1 protein-coding gene is annotated in these 547 nt (G+C 52.7%); it reads left to right on the plus strand.

What is annotated here, in order from left to right; all coding sequences use genetic code 11:
- Positions 1–477 (plus strand): ATP-binding protein (locus SB753_RS34595; RefSeq protein ID WP_410804532.1); only part of this gene is annotated, 477 nt, incomplete at its 5' end.
- Positions 478–547: the final 70 nt, after the last annotated feature.

Genomic DNA, 547 nt, shown 5'->3' on the forward strand with positions numbered 1-547 from the left:
CACCTTGCGACATCCATTGGTATCGAGGCAATACAGAACCATGGAAAACGAGTTCGGTTCTTTACCACCGTTGAGCTCGTGAACCAGCTTGAGGCGGAGAAGGTCGCCGGCAAACCCGGACAACTGGCCAATCGCCTCATGTATGTCGACGCCATTGTTCTGGACGAACTGGGCTATCTCCCGTTCACCCAAACGGGTGGTGCACTGCTGTTTCATCTGCTCTCGAAGCTTTACGAGCGAACAAGCGTTCTCGTTACGACCAATCTGAGCTTCACGGAATGGTCAAACGTCTTTGGCGACGCGAAGATGACAACTGCGCTGCTTGACCGCCTTACGCACCACTGCCATATAGTCGAAACAGGCAACGATTCCTGGCGCTTCAAAAACAGCACGGCGGGGCAGCCCGCTTCGCGGGCTGCAACCCGAAAAAGCTCACCAAAGAAACCTAAAGAGGAGGAAATTGACACACCAGAGTGATGTTTATGAGCATCAAGGGTGGGTCAATTCTAGATGCAAAAAGTGGGTCAGTTTCCGGCGCAAATCAACA

It is taken from the genome of Paraburkholderia sp. SIMBA_053, assembly GCF_046534895.1.
GTDB classification, from domain to species: domain Bacteria; phylum Pseudomonadota; class Gammaproteobacteria; order Burkholderiales; family Burkholderiaceae; genus Paraburkholderia; species Paraburkholderia caledonica.